This window comes from Candidatus Defluviilinea gracilis (assembly GCA_016716235.1).
In the GTDB taxonomy this organism is placed as follows: domain Bacteria; phylum Chloroflexota; class Anaerolineae; order Anaerolineales; family Villigracilaceae; genus Defluviilinea; species Defluviilinea gracilis.
On sequence record JADJWS010000007.1, the window covers coordinates 122,145 to 137,714 of the forward strand.

Consider the following 15,570-nt stretch of genomic DNA (forward strand, 5'->3'; position numbering starts at 1 on the left):
TTATATGTTTCTATCGACAATAAACTTTGCCAGGTCTTCGAGCGCGTCTTTCTCCGGGCTGGCTGGCGCAATGTCCAGGGCGGTTAATGCCCGTCCGACGGCGTTCCGCGCTTCATCCATCGCTTGCCCAATCGCGCGGCTTTCACGGATCGTATCCACGAGCCGTTGGACGCGGGCGGTATCTTTCCATCCGCCTTCGGGCAATGACAACACGTCTTCTTTATGTGGGTTTGCTTCCGCAAAATAAATGGCTGGCAGGGTAACCAGCCCGTTCAATAAATCTGAGCCGATCGGTTTACCCACCGTGGATTGGTCGCCGACGAAATCAAGGATATCGTCCACGATCTGGAACGCCATGCCCACTTCGTAGCCAAACGCCTTCATGGCAATCCGCATTTCTTCATCCTCTGTGGCAACCATCGTCGCCGCCAGTGCGGACATTTCGAACAGCGACGCGGTCTTGGCGTAAATGCGGTTGTAATAGTTATCGCGGTCGATGATCCCGCGGGCTGAGAACATTTGCGTCAATTCGCCGTTGACGATAGTGGCAAGCGTTTCAGAAAAGAGTTTCATCAATGGCAGGTAGTCGGTCTCGGCGGCGAGTTTAGCGGCGCGCGCAAACAGAAAGTCGCCGGTGAGTACGGTCGCGGCGGGAGACCAACGCGCGTTGAGCGTCGGTATTCCGCGGCGGAGCAATGCCCCGTCAATTAGATCATCGTGGACGAGAGTGGCAGTGTGGAGCAACTCCACGGAGGCGCCGAGGGTGATCAATTTCTCTTCGGGCGCGCCAAGCATGTTCCCGACGAGCAGGCCCAAGGTCGGTCTGATGCGTTTGCCTCCCGCGGAGAGTAAATGCTCAAGCGCCGATTTTAAGTCGGGGTGCTGATCGTCGCCAGCCTGTTCGCGCATCCGCTGTTCGACGAATTGGAGTTGTTCGTTTACCGAGGTGAAGAAAGTGGTTGCGCTCATGTGTGGGTCTCCCATCTGAACAGGCGATTCGCGTTCTTGGTTGTGGCTTCTGTGATCGTATCGCGCGTCGCTCGATGGACTTCCGCAATTTTATCAGCAATGAGCGCGACGTTTGCAGGCTCATTACGCTTGCCGCGGTGTGGGACCGGTGTCTGAAACGGCGAATCGGTTTCGATCAGGATTCGGTCCAACGGCAGTTGACGGACGATCTCGCGCTGTGATTCGTTTTTTTTGTAGGTGACGGGACCCGTGATGCCGATGAAAAAATTCATGCCCATCGCGCGTTTCGCAGATTCAAGATTCCCGTTGAACGAGTGAAACACACCGGGGCGAGGTTTCAGCGCGGTGATTTTTTCGTACCAGAGTTCAAGGGTGTTGAACAAGTCGTTTGTCGCCTCGCCGATTTCCGCGTCGCTTTCTTCGCGCAGATGCAGGATGACGGGTTTGTTCACCTCATTCGCAAGTTCAAGATGGGGGAGGAGATTGCGCCGTTGTTCCATTCGCTTGTCGGCTTCTTTGACCCAGTAATAATCCAGCCCGATCTCGCCGATGGCGGCAACTTTCGGATGTTTAGCGAGTTCGCAAATTTCATCGAAATCTTTTGCGCTGAATTTTTGCATATCGGTGGGGTGATAACCAACTGCGGCGAAAATAGATGAATATGATTCTGCCAGTTTTACGGCTTGGCGGCTGGTCTCCAGGTCCATGCCTGGCACAAGCATCTTCTCTACACCTGCCTCTGTTGCGCGCCGAATCACATCATCAATATCCCCGGCGAATTGTTCAAGATACAGGTGACAGTGGGTATCTGTGAGCATAATTCCGACTTCGTTTGTGAAAATTATAACATATAAAGGGTTTTCGCCACAGATGACATGGTGTGGGACAGTGTGGGAGGCGGCGATTCTGGATGGTCGCGCTGTGTAAAGTCGCAGGGATCGCAGAGATTTTGAGGTTTCTTTCTGCGGTCTCGGCGGTCTCTGTGGCAACGAGCGTTTTACACACATGCTTCGCTGTTCCCGGCATGAATGCGCATGGTATAGTAAAGAGGAGGAGAACTGCGATGAAAAAAATACGATTTCTATTTTCGATCTTGATCCTGTTTGCCCTGTTTCCTCCCAGTCGCGCTGTCCGCGCCGATGTTGCGCCGCCCGAAGCTCCTCCCGGCACAACGCTTTTGCCGGGCGAAGAGACCACCCAAGTCCGCATGGTAGCGGAGTCGGTCACGCTGACGATCTCTGAAGCAAAAAACGCGATTGCAAAAACCGAAGCGGTCTTTACCATGCGTAATCTCGGCGCGACGGAGGAGAAGATGATGGTTCGTTTCCCGCTCTCGTTCTTCAATGGCAATTCGGACGGGTTTGGAAATTTCCCCGAGATTAACGCAATCCAGGTCAAAGTGAACGGAAAGAACGTATCCACGCGCCGTGAGATCCAGCCGTTTGCCGCGAGCGAGTATTCATACCCTGAACGCGACGAGCTCCCCTGGTCGGTTTTTGAGGTGACTTTCCCGCCGAATCAAGATGTGACCATCGAAGTCGCCTATGCTGTGTATGGGTATGGATATTATCCCTACGAAGTTTTCAAATATGTTCTCGAAACAGGCGCGGGATGGAATGGCACAATCGGCAGCGCGGAGATCATCGTCCGCCTGCCGTATGAGGCTAGCGAGCAAAATCTCGACCTGACGGGTCAGGCTGGGTATGGCGAAACAAGCCCAAATGGAGTCCTGAGCGGAAATGAAATCCGCTGGTCGTTCAAAGATTTTGAGCCTACGTTTGAAGATAATGTTGAGTTCGTCGTGGTCACTCCGTCCTTGTGGAAAAAGATTATGGGCGAAAAATCCAACGTCGAGAAAAATCCAAATGACGGCGAGGCGTGGGGCAGGTTGGCGAAGGCGTATAAGGAAGTGATTCTGATGCCGAAGGGCTGGCTGCGCAACGACGATGCGGGGCGCGAATTGTTTTCCCTGAGCAAAGACGCCTACGAGCGATGCCTTGCGCTTTTGCCGGACGATCCGCTTTGGCAGTACGGGTACGCCGATCTCTTGTGGGCGCATTATTATTTCGATATTTATTTTTCCACCCAACCCGATACGGAGGGCGTTTTGCCCGCGGCGCTGAAATCGTTGCAAGCCGCTCTCGCGCTCGACCCGGATCTGCAACAAGCGAAAGATTTGTTGAATTTCATTAGTTACAGCGTTCCCGGGGCGGTCCAGCGAAACGATGATGGGACTTTCACCATGCTTGGGTTGACCGCCACGCCTCTTCCGCCCACGCCGTATGGCGGCTTACCGACGGAAACGCCTCTTTCGACGCCGCAGGCTGTTTCCACGCCTCAGACTCTGTCCACGCCGACAGTTGGCTCCGCTCCCACCGAGCCATCTTCGTCCGGCAACGCGAACCCACTGTGTGGAAGCGCCGCGGTTTTGCCGCTGTTGGTCGGTTTGATATTGATGACGAAGCGTAAAATCTAAAATCGCAGCATAAAAATCAAGTCGGTGGGTTGATGCGTATTATCGCTCAACCCACCGACTTGTACCTTGTACCTCGTACCTTGTAACTCGTAACTTACTTTATCCCCGCCACTTTCAGCCCGTCATCGAGAATCGCTTTCACTTTATCTTTATGAGTCGTTTCGCAATACACGCGCATGATCGGCTCCGTGCCGCTGAAACGGATGAGCAACCAACCGCCGTCTTCAAGTTTGAATTGGAAGCCGTCCACGGTGACGAGTTCGGTCACTTTCAAACCGCCGATGGTTTGGGGTTTTGCATCCAGAATCTTTTGTTCGCGCATTTTGCGATCGCCTGAAAACGGAGTATCCACGCGATCGTAAAAATGTTCGCCGACTTTATCGAAGAGCATCTTCAAGAGTTCGGTCGGCTTCTTGCCCGTCTGCACCATGAAATCGAGAAAATACAAACCGCCGAGAATCCCATCGCGTTCAGGGACGTTGTTGCGGAATGCGTATCCGCCGCTTTCTTCGCCGCCGATCATCGCGTTCGTTTCGATCATCTTTGGCGCCACGTATTTGAATCCCACGCCTGTTTCGTGAACTGGCACGTTGTAAATTTTTCCAAGTTTATTCAGCATCGTTGTTGTGGAGAGAGTCTTCACAATGTCGCCGCGTTCGCCGCGAATTTCGAGCAGATACAACGCCAGCAATGCGTACACTCGCAATTGGTCAATGAACTCGCCGTTCTCATCGCCGATACCGCAACGATCCGCGTCGCCGTCAGTGATCAATAACACATCCGCTTTGTTCGTCACTGTCGCCTTGAGCCCAACATCCACGTTTGGGCGGATCGGTTCAGGTCGCTTCATTTCAGGGAACGACGGATTGCGTTCGTTATGAATTTCGATCACTTTCGTTTTGCCGCCCTCGAGCAAGCGCGTAAACCAACCTGCGCCGTTGCCCCACATCGCATCCATCATCACAACAAACCCCGCGTCTTTGATTCTTTGAATGTTCACGAGTTTGTGGAGATTCTTGATGTACGCCTCGGATGCGTCGAAGACGACAACCTTGCCGTCGCGTTTCGCATCCTGGATGGGAACCCGCTTCGCCTCCGACGGGGAGTCTGGGATCAACGCTTCGATGCGACTCAACCCTTCGGGGTCTATCGCCCCGCCGTTCGGGTCGCGGACTTTGAATCCGTTATCAGTGGGTGGGTTGTGTGACGCGGTAATGTTGACCGCGCCGCACGCTTTTTTATCCACAACCGCAAACGCGATGACAGGTGTCGGTGTCGCGCCGTCGGTGAGGTACACATTCAAGCCGTTGCCTGCTAAGACTTCGGCAACCGCCGCCGCGAAATTTTCCGAGGCGAATCGTTTATCGTGACCAACGACGACCCACTTGCCGCCGAATCCCTTTTCGATGAGATAGGATGCGAATCCCTGCGCGGCGCGTCGGACGTTATCGAAGGTGTAATCCTCGGCGATAACCCCGCGCCAGCCGTCTGTGCCAAATGAAATTTTGTATGTCATGACTCTCCCAAGAAATAAATTTAGTTGTAAAGCAAGCGTTATGGTGTTGGAGTTACTGTTACTTCTGTTGTTGGCTCAACCGTTGCCGAAACCGTCGGGCTTGGTTCGGGTGTTGCCGTTGGCGCAACATTGCCCGTCATCAAAATTTGCCAGGCGATTTCGAGATCGCCCGATGCGACAACGGGGAAAGCGGGTAAATTGGCGAGCGCCGAGTCGAGGCGTGAGATGGCTTGCGCCTGCGCCTCATCGCCTGTTTGTGATTGTAACTCTGTCAGCAAGTCGCGCGCCGATTGGACGTCCTCTTTTGCCAAGCCGAAATTACTCTGCGCAAGATACAGCCGCGCGCGCGCGAGCGTATCCAACGCGCGGGTCATCATCACTTCTTGATTCAACTTCGCCAGCGTTTCTTCGTTATTCTCTTCCATTTCCTTTTCAAGCAGGGTTTGCATCTCTTCCAGTTTTTGTATAGATGCCGTGTGCGCCTCGATGGAGGAATCGATGCCATCAAGGCGGCTGTTCACTTCGGCTAATTGATTTTTCAACTCTGCGACTTCGCTTTCCAGTTGATCCACGCGGACGCTGTTTTGCTCCACAGGGACGATGTATCGATCTCGCAGGATGGGCAAACCGAAATATAAAGCCGCGCCAATCCCTCCAATGACAATGAGGATGGCGATCAGTCTGAACAATGCGCGGACGAACGAACGCAGGGCGGCTCCTGCGCGCGTGCCAAAAGAGGGTTTCTCGTCGGCGGTGGGAATTTCTTTCACGGGTTGGCTTGGGATGGGCGCAAACGCTCCTTCTTCTTCCACGGGAGTGATCGCGCTGGATTGCTCCTCGAGTTGATTCGCCTCCAAAGTGGATTCGATGCGCGAGATTAACTTCTTGTTCACCCCTTTTACTTTTAGTAATGATTCAACAGAATCGAACGGACGCGCCGCGACCAAGTCATCCGCAATTTGGCGGCTTACGCCGGGGATCGTGGTAAGTAAATTGGGGTCTGCCGAGTTGAGGAAGTTTAATAATTTTTCCATAGTGCGCCTGTACAAAGACAAAATAATATCGGCGAGCAGTTCGTTTCGCGGACTAAAGTCCGCATTCCGGGACTTGGGCGATTTCGGGATTATATCATCCGCAAAGAAAAACTCCGAAGCGCGGACGCTTCGGAGTTTGGTTATTCTTGTGTCAACCAGCGTTTGGCTGATTCGATATCGTCAAAGTATTTGAGCGGTTGACCGGTGATCATCGTGAGCAGGTCGGCTAGTTTTTGTTTTATGCCGGTGACGCCGAGAACAGCCGTTTTCTTCACGTAGGCTTTGGTGGCGGCGGACGCCGCATTCATGGCGGGGAGCAGTTCGGCGTCCACATTAGTGTCGCGCATGTCGGTCAGCACAAGCACGGAGTTTTGCGGCTGAGCTTTTACAATTTCTTGCACTTCCGCTAATTCCGCTTTCACCGCGGCGGAGTTGTAGAAGAGTTGAGAAAAATCCTGATAAAAGATCTTTTTGCCGTTGTATTCGATCCACTCAGAGCGCATGTTAACCTCCTGCTTCTTTCTTGGTTTTGGAACGGGGCGCGAGACTGTTTGTCGTGACCCCAGTCATTTCCATTTTCTTTTTATGGTCGGAACGGAGAGCGAGAAAAGTTGCCGCTGCTCCAGCCAGTTCCCACGCGCCGACGCCGAAGAAGCCCGCCGGGGCGAGTTGGCTTGCTACCGCGAGCGTGAATACGATGAACGTAATCGCGCGGAATGGAACCGTCCATTTGTAAAATTGCTTTACGTCATTTAACGCGGCGAAGATGTAGTACGCGCCCATATTAAACGAAGCCATCGCGGAGGCGGTCATAAAGAGGAGGGTGTAGTCTCCGGCGGCGCGCGCGGCGCGTTCTAGCACGGGGAAGCCGAGGAGCGATAAAAGCGTCTCAGGGCGGACCAAGCCGACCAGTCCGAGAAGAAGCGCAAGAAGTCCGAAGACGAAAATTGTCCAGCCTGAGGCGTCCCGTATTTTGAATTTTGTTGGCATGCAGTTTCCTTTCGCAGAATTATACCGGCGATTTTGCCTCGAGCCTCGACAAATTTGTTTGGCTCGCCTATACTCCGAATATCTTTTACGGAGGATGTGTGTCGAAATATCAGGTGGTGGTGGCTGGAAATATTGGCGTCGGCAAAACCTCGCTTACGGAGCGGATCGGTTCGCGCCTTGGCTGGTGGACGGGGTATGAGTCGGTGGCGGATAATCCCTATCTGGCTGATTTTTACAGCGATATGCGCTCGTGGTCGTTTCATTTGCAGGTGTTTTTTCTCGGTCATCGCGCCGACCAATATCTTGAAGCCGCGCGCGACCCGCGTTCGGCGATCCTCGATCGGAGCGTGTACGAGGATTTCCATATTTTTGCGCGGGCGTTGCATCACATGGGCGACTTTGCCGAGCGCGATTATCTGGCGTATCGTCGTTTGTTCGATCTGGTGATGAATAGCATGCCGCGCCCGAATTTGTTGATCTATTTGAAGGCGCCGGTGAACGTGTTGATGGACCGCATCCGCCGGCGCGCGCGCGGGATGGAATCGGGCATCACGCCGGGGTATCTAACCCTGCTCGATTCTTTTTACGACGAGTGGTTGGGCGCGTTCGATATGTGCCCGGTGCTTACCATCGCTACCGACGATCTGGATTACGTCCATCAGCCGAAGCATTTGGATACCGTCGTGGAGCGGATACAGAATAAACTTTCGGGCAAGGAAGTGGTGGAGTTTTGACGCGGAGGAAACTCCAATTCGTTTTCGGTGTTTGTGTTTTCGCGCGGTGGCGTTTATCTTATGAGTGAATCCCTCAAAACAACCAATCTTTCAGCCAGCCTGCTTACGCGGATTCCGCTGTTTTCCCAGCTTCCCTTCGATGAGTTGAATTTGCTTTTGAACGCGTTGGACAGGGTGCGGTTGAATGCGGGCGATATTTTGTTCAAAGAAGGGGAGTTGGCGGAGCATCTGTACATTGTGGCGCGCGGACAGCTTGAGATCAACATGGCTTCGGGGACCGCGAACGAGCTTGTCCTCAATGTCATTAATGAAGGCGAATACCTTGGCGAGATGGGTATCATCATGCCTGGCGGGAGACGCACAGCGGGCGCGCGGGCGCGGGGCGATGTTTTACTGCTCAGCATGAGCCGCACGCAATTTCAAGAGTTGTTACAGCGGCATCCCGAATTGGCGAATGCGATGGTGAGCGTATTAAGTTCGCGCCTCGATAACACCAATGTGCAGACCTTCCGCGACCTGACCGAGAAAAACCGCCAATTGCAAACCGCCTACGATGAGTTGAAAGCCGCGCAGGAGCAGTTGATTGAAAAAGAGCGGCTCGAGAAGGAACTTCAAGTAGCCGCGGAGATCCAAATGTCCATTTTGCCGGATGTGTTGCCCGCGCCGGAGGGATTCGACTTTGGCGGGCGCATCCTGCCAGCGCGCCAGGTGGGAGGCGATTTCTACGATGTGTTTGAGTTGGGCAATGGAAAGATGGGCGTTTTGATCGGCGATGTTTCCGACAAGGGCGTTCCCTCCGCGATCTTCATGGCGAGGGCGCACGCGCTCATTATCGCGGAGGCTGATAATTCCACGTCGCCCGGCGCAGTGTTGCGCATGGTCAATGAACACATCACCCGCCTCGAAAAATCCACGCAGTTTGTTACCGCATTGTATGGCGTGCTGGATACGCTTACAGGAGAGTTTTCCTATGCCCGCGCCGGGCATGAGCCTCCGTTGTTGATCGGCGAGCGCGGCGATATCCATCGCCTGCCGCACGAACCGGGCATGGCGCTTGGGCTGTGGGAGGATATGCTGTTGGATGAAAACAGCATCCGCCTGGCGAAAGGTTCGTTGCTGGTCATGTTCACAGACGGCATGACCGATTGCCGCGATCCGAACGGCGCGCCTTTCGGGCTTGAACGAATTAAAGAGACGATGAGGGGTTTGCGGTCGCTTTCCGCTCAAGCGGCGTGTGACCGTCTCTTCAGCACGTTGATGGATTATCAAAACGGGGCAAAGCAGGACGATGATGTGACGCTATTGGCGATCCACGCGAAATGACAAGAGACCGGATAGCCGGTCTCTGTTTTCTTTTTTTCTCTACCGCACAGGAAAGATTTTTACCGCAAAGCACGCTAAGGTCGCCAAGTTAAAAAGGTTTTCTTTGCGTTCTTTGCGGATGTCGCATGGCGCCATGACGACACTTAGCGGTGCAAATATACGGTAGAGAGTCTTTTTTTTTAGGCTTTTTCCAGCGCCTGTTTGATATCTTCGATCAAATCATCACGGTGTTCCACGCCAATTGACAAGCGGATAAGAGCCGGGTCAACCTCCAATTGCGAGCCGGCTACCGATAGGTGAGTCATCGCCGCCGGGACTTCGATGAGCGATTCGACTCCGCCGAGCGATTCGGCGAGCGCGAAGATTTTCGTCGCCTCAACCACCCGGGTCGCGGCTTCCTTTCCGCCTTTGACGATGAACGAGACCATGCCTCCGCCGTTCCTCATTTGTTGTTTCGCAACCTTTTGTTGTGGATGACTCGCGTGGTACGGATAGATGACCTTGTCCACTTTGGGATGCTTTTCAAGAAATTCAACGACAGCCGTAGCGTTTTCGTAGTGACGTTCCATGCGGAGGGGCAGAGTTTTGATTCCGCGCAAGACCAAGAAGCAATCCATCGGTCCTGGTATCGCGCCGACCGCGTTTTGCAGGAAGTAAAGCCGGTCTGCTAATTCCTTATCTTTCACGATCACAGCGCCGCCGACCACATCCGAGTGACCGCCGAGATATTTCGTCATCGAGTGGACGACGATGTCCGCGCCGAGTTCGAGCGGACGCTGAAGGTAGGGTGTGGCAAATGTGTTATCAACAACGAGGAGCGGCTTGTTTGCATGCGCGTGGACGATTTCTGCCACGGCGCGAATGTCGGTGATGCGCAAATATGGATTGGTCGGAGTCTCCAACCATACGAGGCGCGTGGAGGGAGTCAACGCGTCGGCGACCGATTCAGGATCAGTCGTGTCAGCAAATGTAAAGTCGAGGTTGAAGCGGCGGAGGATCTTGTCGAAGAGGCGGAAGGTGCCGCCGTACACGTCGTTGCCTGCCAGCACATGCGCATCCGCGCTCAGTAAACGAAGGACGGTGTCCGTCGCGGCGAGTCCCGAAGCGAATGCCAATCCGAATGCCTCGCCCTGAGCTTGTCGAAGGGAACCGCCTTCGAGCGCGGCGAGACAATCTTGCAATGCCTTGCGCGTTGGGTTCATCGTGCGCGAATATTCGTATCCTTGTCGCGGTTTTCCAATCCCATCTTGCATGTATGTAGATGTGAAATAGACGGGCGTCATCACCGCGCCGTTGTTGGGGTCGGGTTCCTGACCCGCATGAATTGCCAGCGTTTCAAATTTCATTCGGTCTCCTTTGTTGATCAGTGCCAATAAAATCATACAGGAAGAACTTGATTTGAGCAATGTTCGTGAAGAACTTAAACGGTATGGGGAATATTCCGGCGGAAATGATTTGGTCTTATAATTCAAGAAAACTTGGATGAGGTGTCCTATGTCCGACAGTGTCTTTGAAGCTCTTCGTCCCTTCTTAAATGCGATCCTGATTGGCTTAGGCGGGATTCTCATTGCCTTGATCGTTTCATGGGTGGTCAGTCATTTATTAGCCCGCCCCATGGGATCGGTGTGGAGCCGGTTCATCGGGAGTTTTCTCGCGCTTGCCATCGGCATCTGGACGGTGAAAGTGATTCTGGACACCACCGGCGCGGCGGGGTTGCTGGTCGTCGTCGTGACGGCGATCACCGGCGCGTTTGCCATCGGCTCCGAGCGAATCGCCGGCGACCTTTTGGCTGGCGTCAGCTTATTTGTTGGGCGCACCTACAGCGCGGGCGATTATGTTGTAATTGCAGGACGAGAAGGCAGGGTGGCGAATGTTTCGCTCTTTCTCACCACACTTGAGACCGTGAACGGTGATGAAATCTATATCCGCAATGCGGAAGCGACCAACGGAACGATCATAAATTATTCAGCGCATCCCGGTCATCTGATCTCCGTAAAGGTTCCACTGCCGGTGAATCAAGACTTGAATAAAGCCGTTGAGGCGATACAGAAAGCGGTGACTGGTTTCGCCCCTGAACTATCAACCAAGGCATTAAGTCAACCGGCGGTTGTGGTGCAAACAGCAGACGAAGGCTATTTCATCATTGAAGTCCGCGCATACATGACCGATCGGCTGGACGCGGGTCCCGAAATGACGCGACTCTTTCTGCTTGCCGTGAACGCGATCAAAGAAGCGGGGTTAAGTTTGGACGCCAACGCGTAGGAAATCTCTGTGGCGCGCTTTCAATCTACGCAGTCGCCGAAACGCGCGGGCAGTCGTTCGTCTGTGCGTTTGTTCGTGGTCGCGTTGACCGCGACCATGCTTGCCACCGGCGGATTTGGAACGCTCCCGAAGAATCCTATTACTCGCGCGGCACAGGAACAAATCGGCGAAAATGTGCCCGAGCCGTTTTTGGAACCGGTCAATGCGTATCTCGAGCAGATACAGGCGCCGACGATTGAATCGCAGCCTCGCCCGACGAATGGACCTATTGATCCTGTCGGTTGGATATTAGCCGGGCTTTCATCTCAAACTCCTGAAGCTTCGCCGACCGCTTCAACTCCGACCTTTACTACTGCTCCCACATCCTCGAACACCTTCACGCCGACGATTGCTCCCAGCCAAACTTCTACGCCGACGCTAACTGTTTCTCCAACTGCTACTGTTTCGATGACGCCCACGCAGGCTTGTCCTCGTCCGTCAACCACCCCGGCGATGACGACATTTTTCAATAGCTCCAAACTCACCATAGACGTGTATATGGTCGACCCCGCGTGTAAACTCATTCTCTTTTTCACTCTTGGACCGGAACAGTCTGTTACCCAGCAAACTTCCATTGGACAGAAATGGTGGTTCATTGAATCGTCTGCCGGTCGTCTCCTTGCCGATTACTTCGTTAAATCGCCAATCGAAAGCGTGGATGTGTCCACTGGAGCGATAACAGTCGTAACGCCCACGCCCACGCCATTTGGCGGTTTGACAGTCGGCAATGTGGTTCTCACAGACGACCTTTCTCAATTTGGAACAACGATCACGCTGATACCGGGGCAGGAGTTTTATGTCTCGTATGATTTTCAAGTATCCAGCAGTTCATGCCCCACATGTAATGTTCAATTGATCACCGGGTTGAGTAATCTAAGCAGTAGCGGGGCTTGCGCCTACGCCGGTGTTCCCGGCGGCGCGCCGGGGGCGTCTGGCGTCGAGAGCGCGACACTTACCGCGCCAGCTTCGCCCGGCGCCTATTCGGTTGTTGTGGAATATCATCAAAAGGCTTCGTGCGGAGACGCGCTTTCAAACTTTGGATCGGGCGCGGCTTTCTTCATGCAGGTGATCGGGCAGATCATCGTTCAATCTGGCTCTTCTTGATCAGCGAGTATTTCCAGCGTTCCAATCTTTATGCTACAGGACTTACGCAGTTGGCGGGCAGTTGCACTGCCGCCGCCGCAGTGCAACTACGGCGCAACAGGTTCAACTGCTTACATCCTGTATTTTTTTTCTCTGCGACTCCGCGTCTTTGTGGCTAGACTGCGCAACTTCAATTACTCAAAGAACCGGGTGAGCCATTCCAGGGAATAATATCCCGCGTAGGCAAAACATGTCATCTTGATGAGTTGGCCGATCCAAATAAAGAAAAGGAACGTGCGCATTGGCATTTTAGCGATACCTGCGGCAACGCCTGCCACATCGAAAAAAGGATTCGGGATGGCGGCTAATACGAGGATTGCCCAGCCGCCGTATTGATCCACCCAGGGCTTGATGCGCTCGTACACATTCGTATTTTCGATCACTGCCTGACCGCTGAAACCGGCAAGGTACCCGGAGAGTTCTCCGATCGCGCCGCCCGTCCCTGCTGAAAGCCCGACAAGCAAGGGATTGAACACCGCCCCCATGGCGTAGATGATAGCCACGCCGGGCGCGGGGATGAAGACAGTCGCGTTTGCAAGCAGGGCGATTAAGAAGACACCGGGATAACCGAACACCGCAAAGTCCTCCACCCGGTCGCGTATGCTGAATACCAACGCGGTGATCCCCAGGACGACGAGGAGCGCCAGCGCGCGCAGGATATTGATTTGAAGTTTCGAGCGCTTCTGACCCGGCGACGACTCTGGTTGCGGCGAGGGCTTATTCGCTTTCTTCGATGGTGACACGGAGAATCTTTACGGCTGGGGCGTTGCGGTTGTTTGGGTCGCGCGCGGGAATCGACATCAACACATCCAGCCCTTCTACAACCTGGCCGAAAACGCTGTGGCGGTTGTTGAGATGCGGGGTGGGCCCGTGTGTGATGAAAAATTGCGAGCCGTTGGTGCCGGGTCCGGCGTTCGCCATGGAGAGGACGCCTTGTTTATCGTGTTTCAGGCTGGGGTGAAATTCATCTTCGAATTGGTACCCGGGTCCGCCCATGCCGGTGCCGGTGGGGTCGCCGCCTTGCGCCATGAAATTATCGATCACGCGATGGAAGATCACATCGTCGTAGAATCCTTCGCGCGCGAGGAAGACGAAGCTGTTTACGGTCTTGGGCGTTTTGTCGGCGAATAGTTCGATCACCATCGCGCCTTTGTCTGTTTCCATGCGCGCTTTGTATTTTTTCTTTGAGTCGATCTGCATTGCGGGTGGGGTCTTCCATTGTTTTGACATGTGTATTCTCCTTTGATTTTGAGACCTCGCAGGACGCTTCGCGAAACCCTGTGAGGTCTTATTTTAATAGCGCTTCGATGCGCGCCACGACCATATCCAGCGCGGCGGTGTTGAATCCGCCTTCGGGGATGATCACATCGGCGTAACGCTTCGAGGGTTCGACAAACTCGAGATGCATGGGGCGGACAGTCGCCTGGTATTGCGCGATCACCGATTCGGTACTGCGCCCGCGTTCGTGGATGTCGCGCTCGAGGCGGCGGATGAATCTCAGGTCGGCGTCGGTGTCTACGAAGATCTTCACGTCGAACATTTTTCGCAATTTGGCTTCCGTGAAAATAAGAATACCTTCCACGAGAATAACACTGCGCGGCTGGACGATGAAGGATTGGTCTGTGCGCCGGTCGGTGGCAAAGTCATATACGGGGACGTCCACAGGCTGCCCGTCGCGGAGGGAGGCGATGTGTTCGATCAATAATTCCGATTCGAGCGAGTCGGGGTGGTCGAAGTTGATTTCCGACCGCTGAACGGGGGGCAATCCGCTAAGGTCTTTGTAGTACGAGTCGTGTTGCAAAAAGGCGATGCGGTCGCGCCCGACCCTGCTGAGGATGGCATGCGCAACGGTGGTCTTTCCAGAGCCTGAGCCGCCTGCAATACCAATGACGAGAGGGTCTGGATGTTTCATACGGGGCGATTATACGTGATTTCACGATGTTGATGATTGTTAGGTATAATACTTCGACAAGTATGAAGAATTGCTATCGAGGAGCCTGCCTTGGCGTTCAACCCGGTTAATTGGCTGTTGGGCTTATTTTCACTGGATATTGCGATCGATTTGGGGACTGCGAACACGTTGGTGAACGTGCGCGGCAAGGGAATTGTCATCAACGAACCTTCCTGGGTGACGATTGATAAGCGCTTGCGTCAGCCGCTTGCCATCGGTTTGGAGGCGAAGGAAATGATGGGTCGCACGCCGAGCAATGTGGCGGTTGTGCGCCCGTTGCGCGATGGCGTGATCGCCGACTTCGATATTACCCAGGTGATGTTGGAATACTTCATTGGCAGGGTTCACGAGCAAAATATTGTGCCGCTTCCGCGCCCGCGCGTGGTAGTGGGAATTCCCACCGGCGTGACGGAAGTGGAAAAACGCGCCGTGTATGACGCGGTGATGGCGTCTGGCGCGCGCGCGGCATATATGATCGAGGAACCGATCGCCGCGGCATTGGGGGCTGGTTTGCCCATGGGTGAAATTCGCGGCAGTATGGTGGTGGATATCGGCGGCGGAACGACAGAAGTGGCTGTGATGTCTATGAGCGGCGTGGTCGCCTCCCGTTCGTTGCGCGTGGCTGGCGATGAGATGGACCAGGATATTGTGCAGTATTTGCGAAATAAATATAACCTGCTCATCGGTGAAGGGGTTGCGGAGCAGATCAAATGGAAGATCGGTTCGGCGTATCCGCTTCAGCCGGAGAAAACGATGGAAGTGCGCGGACGGAATCTGGTGACCGGTTTGCCGGAAAGCATCGAAGTTTCATCGGTGGAGATGCGCGAGGCGCTGGCAGGGTCGGTGCAGGTAATTATCGATACGATCCGCGACGCGTTGGATGAAATTCCTCCGGAGATCGTTGCCGATCTGATGGATGCCGGTATCTGCCTTGCCGGTGGAGGCGGGCTCTTGCAAGGGCTTGCGGACCGCCTGACGGATGAAGTGAAGTTGCGCGTATGGGTCGCCGAAGACCCGCTCACATGTGTGGCGCGCGGCGCTGGCATGGTGTTCGATGATTTCGATAAGTTGAGCCGTTATCTTGTTGGGCTGGAGCGCGGCAGCACCCGGCACAGCGCGTAACGGGTGAAAAT

Annotated in this window: 16 protein-coding genes; 6 read left to right on the forward strand and 10 right to left on the reverse strand. The window is 54.2% G+C overall.

Features of this window, described 5'->3' with window-relative positions; genetic code table 11:
* Together IPM31_18580 and IPM31_18585 are read right to left on the reverse strand one after the other, a co-directional pair.
* On the reverse strand, positions 1–969 hold the full coding sequence (locus IPM31_18580; GenBank protein ID MBK9008979.1) for a polyprenyl synthetase family protein: 969 nt from the start codon (positions 967–969) through the stop codon (positions 1–3).
* Complete coding sequence (locus tag IPM31_18585; GenBank protein MBK9008980.1) at positions 966–1,787, reverse strand: TatD family hydrolase; 822 nt, start codon at positions 1,785–1,787, stop codon at positions 966–968. The genes IPM31_18580 and IPM31_18585 overlap by 4 nt, the downstream gene beginning before the upstream one ends.
* Before the next feature lie 245 nt (positions 1,788–2,032).
* Here IPM31_18585 and IPM31_18590 point away from each other — a divergent pair, with 245 nt between their 5' ends.
* Positions 2,033–3,445, forward strand: a complete 1,413-nt coding sequence (locus tag IPM31_18590) for a hypothetical protein (GenBank protein ID MBK9008981.1) — start codon at positions 2,033–2,035, stop codon at positions 3,443–3,445.
* A gap of 94 nt (positions 3,446–3,539) precedes the next feature.
* On the opposite strand, the gene IPM31_18595 is transcribed toward IPM31_18590, so the two are convergent.
* The 4 genes from IPM31_18595 to IPM31_18610 all read right to left on the reverse strand — a co-directional run bounded on the left by IPM31_18595 (position 3,540) and on the right by IPM31_18610 (position 6,985).
* A complete protein-coding gene (locus tag IPM31_18595; GenBank protein MBK9008982.1) occupies positions 3,540–4,961 on the reverse strand; it encodes a phosphoglucomutase/phosphomannomutase family protein in 1,422 nt (473 codons plus the stop codon).
* A 38-nt stretch (positions 4,962–4,999) separates the two neighbouring features.
* Positions 5,000–5,995, reverse strand: a complete 996-nt coding sequence (locus tag IPM31_18600; GenBank protein ID MBK9008983.1) for a helix-hairpin-helix domain-containing protein — start codon at positions 5,993–5,995, stop codon at positions 5,000–5,002.
* A 140-nt stretch (positions 5,996–6,135) separates the two neighbouring features.
* A complete protein-coding gene (locus IPM31_18605; GenBank protein ID MBK9008984.1) occupies positions 6,136–6,498 on the reverse strand; it encodes a hypothetical protein in 363 nt (120 codons plus the stop codon).
* Between the two features lies 1 nt (position 6,499).
* A complete protein-coding gene (locus tag IPM31_18610; GenBank protein MBK9008985.1) occupies positions 6,500–6,985 on the reverse strand; it encodes a hypothetical protein in 486 nt (161 codons plus the stop codon).
* Positions 6,986–7,083: 98 nt separating this feature from the next.
* On the opposite strand from IPM31_18610, the gene IPM31_18615 reads away from it, so the two are divergent.
* Together IPM31_18615 and IPM31_18620 are read left to right on the forward strand one after the other, a co-directional pair.
* The gene (locus tag IPM31_18615; GenBank protein ID MBK9008986.1) at positions 7,084–7,719 is read left to right on the forward strand and encodes a deoxynucleoside kinase; all 636 of its coding nucleotides are present in this window, start codon (positions 7,084–7,086) and stop codon (positions 7,717–7,719) included.
* A 60-nt stretch (positions 7,720–7,779) separates the two neighbouring features.
* Entirely contained in the window at positions 7,780–9,042 is a 1,263-nt protein-coding gene (locus IPM31_18620) for a SpoIIE family protein phosphatase (GenBank protein ID MBK9008987.1), read from the forward strand.
* A gap of 179 nt (positions 9,043–9,221) precedes the next feature.
* Here the strand turns inward: IPM31_18620 and IPM31_18625 are convergent, their stop codons facing one another.
* Complete coding sequence (locus IPM31_18625) at positions 9,222–10,388, reverse strand: cystathionine gamma-synthase (GenBank protein MBK9008988.1); 1,167 nt, start codon at positions 10,386–10,388, stop codon at positions 9,222–9,224.
* Between the two features lie 148 nt (positions 10,389–10,536).
* Here IPM31_18625 and IPM31_18630 point away from each other — a divergent pair, with 148 nt between their 5' ends.
* Both IPM31_18630 and IPM31_18635 read left to right on the forward strand, forming a co-directional pair.
* Entirely contained in the window at positions 10,537–11,304 is a 768-nt protein-coding gene (locus tag IPM31_18630; protein ID MBK9008989.1) for a mechanosensitive ion channel family protein, read from the forward strand.
* Positions 11,305–11,313: 9 nt separating this feature from the next.
* On the forward strand, positions 11,314–12,447 hold the full coding sequence (locus IPM31_18635) for a hypothetical protein (GenBank protein ID MBK9008990.1): 1,134 nt from the start codon (positions 11,314–11,316) through the stop codon (positions 12,445–12,447).
* 173 nt (positions 12,448–12,620) lie between these two features.
* Here the strand turns inward: IPM31_18635 and IPM31_18640 are convergent, their stop codons facing one another.
* From IPM31_18640 to udk, 3 genes are read right to left on the reverse strand one after another with little or no spacing between them, the layout of a single operon-like run.
* Positions 12,621–13,229, reverse strand: a complete 609-nt coding sequence (locus IPM31_18640) for a VTT domain-containing protein (GenBank protein MBK9008991.1) — start codon at positions 13,227–13,229, stop codon at positions 12,621–12,623.
* Complete coding sequence (locus IPM31_18645; GenBank protein MBK9008992.1) at positions 13,204–13,716, reverse strand: peptidylprolyl isomerase; 513 nt, start codon at positions 13,714–13,716, stop codon at positions 13,204–13,206. Before IPM31_18645 ends, IPM31_18640 begins: the two co-directional genes overlap by 26 nt.
* 58 nt (positions 13,717–13,774) lie before the next feature.
* Positions 13,775–14,398 (reverse strand): uridine kinase, encoded by a 624-nt coding sequence (gene udk, locus IPM31_18650; protein MBK9008993.1) that lies wholly within the window; start codon positions 14,396–14,398, stop codon positions 13,775–13,777.
* Positions 14,399–14,512: 114 nt separating this feature from the next.
* On the opposite strand from udk, the gene IPM31_18655 reads away from it, so the two are divergent.
* Positions 14,513–15,559, forward strand: coding sequence for a rod shape-determining protein (locus IPM31_18655; GenBank protein MBK9008994.1), 1,047 nt, complete (start codon positions 14,513–14,515; stop codon positions 15,557–15,559).
* Positions 15,560–15,570 lie beyond the last annotated feature (11 nt).

Coding starts and splice junctions, on each gene's coding strand:
- IPM31_18580 (MBK9008979.1), bottom strand. CDS start 969: ATGAGCGCAACCACTTTCTTCACCTCGGTAAACGAACAACTCCAATTC.
- IPM31_18585 (MBK9008980.1), bottom strand. CDS start 1,787: ATGCTCACAGATACCCACTGTCACCTGTATCTTGAACAATTCGCCGGG.
- IPM31_18590 (MBK9008981.1), top strand. CDS start 2,033: ATGAAAAAAATACGATTTCTATTTTCGATCTTGATCCTGTTTGCCCTG.
- IPM31_18595 (MBK9008982.1), bottom strand. CDS start 4,961: ATGACATACAAAATTTCATTTGGCACAGACGGCTGGCGCGGGGTTATC.
- IPM31_18600 (MBK9008983.1), bottom strand. CDS start 5,995: ATGGAAAAATTATTAAACTTCCTCAACTCGGCAGACCCCAATTTACTT.
- IPM31_18605 (MBK9008984.1), bottom strand. CDS start 6,498: ATGCGCTCTGAGTGGATCGAATACAACGGCAAAAAGATCTTTTATCAG.
- IPM31_18610 (MBK9008985.1), bottom strand. CDS start 6,985: ATGCCAACAAAATTCAAAATACGGGACGCCTCAGGCTGGACAATTTTC.
- IPM31_18620 (MBK9008987.1), top strand. CDS start 7,780: ATGAGTGAATCCCTCAAAACAACCAATCTTTCAGCCAGCCTGCTTACG.
- IPM31_18625 (MBK9008988.1), bottom strand. CDS start 10,388: ATGAAATTTGAAACGCTGGCAATTCATGCGGGTCAGGAACCCGACCCC.
- IPM31_18630 (MBK9008989.1), top strand. CDS start 10,537: ATGTCCGACAGTGTCTTTGAAGCTCTTCGTCCCTTCTTAAATGCGATC.
- IPM31_18645 (MBK9008992.1), bottom strand. CDS start 13,716: ATGTCAAAACAATGGAAGACCCCACCCGCAATGCAGATCGACTCAAAG.
- udk (MBK9008993.1), bottom strand. CDS start 14,398: ATGAAACATCCAGACCCTCTCGTCATTGGTATTGCAGGCGGCTCAGGC.